Source organism: Salipiger sp. HF18, from assembly GCF_011806505.1.
Lineage (GTDB): Bacteria > Pseudomonadota > Alphaproteobacteria > Rhodobacterales > Rhodobacteraceae > Salipiger > Salipiger thiooxidans.
Map to the genome: position 1 here is coordinate 1 of NZ_JAATOS010000594.1, position 2,234 is coordinate 2,234.

Annotated in this window: 2 protein-coding genes and 1 pseudogene; all 3 read right to left on the reverse strand. The window is 66.8% G+C overall.

What is annotated here, in order from left to right; all coding sequences use genetic code 11:
• On the reverse strand, positions 1-780 hold a 780-nt coding region (locus HC022_RS24595), incomplete at its 3' end, for an SLC13 family permease (protein ID WP_175583726.1).
• 247 nt (positions 781-1,027) lie between these two features.
• Positions 1,028-1,840 (reverse strand): TIGR00282 family metallophosphoesterase, encoded by an 813-nt coding sequence (locus tag HC022_RS24600; protein WP_040383906.1) that lies wholly within the window; start codon positions 1,838-1,840, stop codon positions 1,028-1,030.
• Positions 1,841-1,962: 122 nt separating this feature from the next.
• Positions 1,963-2,234 (reverse strand): annotated as a pseudogene (locus HC022_RS24605) (VCBS repeat-containing protein); the annotation flags it as partial.

The window sequence follows — 2,234 nt, forward strand, 5'->3', positions numbered from 1 at the left end:
CACCACGTCGATCAGCCTCACGCCCTCGCGCTTGAAGAGCTGCACGCCAAGCACATCGCGACCGATGAGGTTGCTGTCCGGCGGGATCACCGCCTCGGTGAAGAACTTCATCCGCGAGCGGTCCGACAGCATCCCCGCCATCGAATGGCGTTCCGGCAGCAGGAAGCGCCCCGCCACGACGAGGTAGAACATGCCCCATGCGACGAGGATGATCGCCAGCGGCGTGACCTCGAAGATCGAGAACGGCTCGAGCCCGGCACTGCGCGCGACGCCGTCGACAAGCAGGTTGGTCGAGGTCCCGATCAGCGTGGTGGTGCCGCCGAGGATGGCGGCATAGCTGAGCGGAATCAGAAGCTTGGAGGGCTGGATGCCGAGCGAATGCGAGATCTGCACGAAGATCGGCAGCATCATCACCACGACCGGCGTGTTGTTCATGAAGGCCGAGGCGATGATCACCACCAGCATGATCAGCGCCATGGCCTGGCGCGGGCGCCGCGCCACCTGAGCCTGGGCGAAATGCGCGAAGGCGTCGAGCGCGCCGGTGCGCACCATTGCCCCCATCACCACGAACATCGCCACGATGGTCCAGGGTGCGGGGTTCGACAGGACGGCCAGCCCCGCGTCATAGGGCAGCACGCCCATGAACAGCAGGAAGGCGACGCCGCCGATCGCCACCACCTCGGTGGGATAACGTTCCCGAACGAACATGATGAACATGGCCACAACCGTGGCAATGGCTACCCACGCCTGGGCCGTCTGGCTCAGTTCGAAGACTTGCATGGCTTACTGCCCATCGCTGCTCAATCCGACGCATTCTTACGCTGCACTGCAGCTAACACAAGCGCGGCCACGACGCCCGCCTGCTCACGTGCTTTTCCGATCACGTCCAACGCCGAATCGCGCCAAATTTCATGCGCATCTTCAGGGAGTTGGAGCGTTCCATTTCCCGAGGCCCCTGGCCCGGAGGCCGCGCGAACACGAGGCGGAAGGCCCGTGTGCGAGACCACGCCGGAGGGGCCTCCCGGCCTCAAGGCCCCGAGGACTCCAGCCTGCCGCCCTGCCGCACCATCTTCACGGTCACCGCCTTGCCGGTGCGGTCGTCGGTCTCGACATAAAGCCCCGACAACGTCGCCTCGCCAAGCGCCGGCTGGAAGCGCGTCTTGCCCATGCCGGTGATGAAGCGCCGCATCGGCTCGACCTTGTCCATGCCGATGACCGAATCGTAATCGCCGCACATGCCGGCGTCGCTGAGATAGCCCGTGCCCTTGGGCAGCACCTGCGCGTCGCCGGTGGGCACGTGGGTGTGGGTCCCCGCCACGAGGCTGGCGCGGCCGTCGCAGAAATGGCCCATCGCCATCTTCTCGGAGGTCGCCTCGCAATGCACGTCGACCATGATGGCCTGCGCCATGCCGCCAAGCTTGTAGCGGTTCAGCACTGCGTCCATGGCCGAGAACGGATCGTCGAAGGGGCGCTTCATGAACACCTGCCCCAGCACCTGCGTCACCAGCACCTTGCGCCCGCGCCGGTCCTCGAAGAGCCCGGCGCCGCGTCCGGGCGCCTGCTTGGCGAAGTTCAGCGGCCGGATCACCCGGGGCTCGGACTCGATGAAGGTCAGCATGTCCTTCTGGTCGAAGGCATGGTCTCCGAGCGTCACCACGTCGGCGCCGGCGCCGAGGATGAGCTTGGCGTGTTCGCCGGTAAGCCCCGCCCCGTTCGAGGCGTTCTCGCCGTTCACCACGACGAAATCGAGCTTCCAGTCCTCGCGCAGGCGGGGCAGGTTTTCGGCGATGGCGGTGCGCCCGGCGCGCCCCATCACGTCCCCAAGAAATAGCAGTCTCATGTCCGAATGCCTAAGCCGCTGCGCGCGAAAAGCAAAGCGTGATTTGCGCGTGATCGCCGGACCGGTACGCCGCGCACGCCCTCCTTCGGGAAACTCCCCCGCCATTGTCCCGCCGCGAGCGCCTAGCGACACGCCAGCGCCGCTCTCATCGCAGCCTCGTCATAGGGAGCGAGTGCGCGCGTCTCGATCCTGCCCGCCACGAGGGTCGAGGCCATGATCCGCTGCCAGTCGCCGTCCGCGGTGATCATCTCGGGCCCCTGCCCGCAATCGCGCAGCCCTCCGGCGATGTGATCCCAGCCGATGCGGTGGTTGGTGAAGCCCGGGCGCGACGCCACTTCCTGCAGCGCGGGGTTGCCCGGGACATAGCGCCAGACCCGGAGCACGCGGGCGAGGT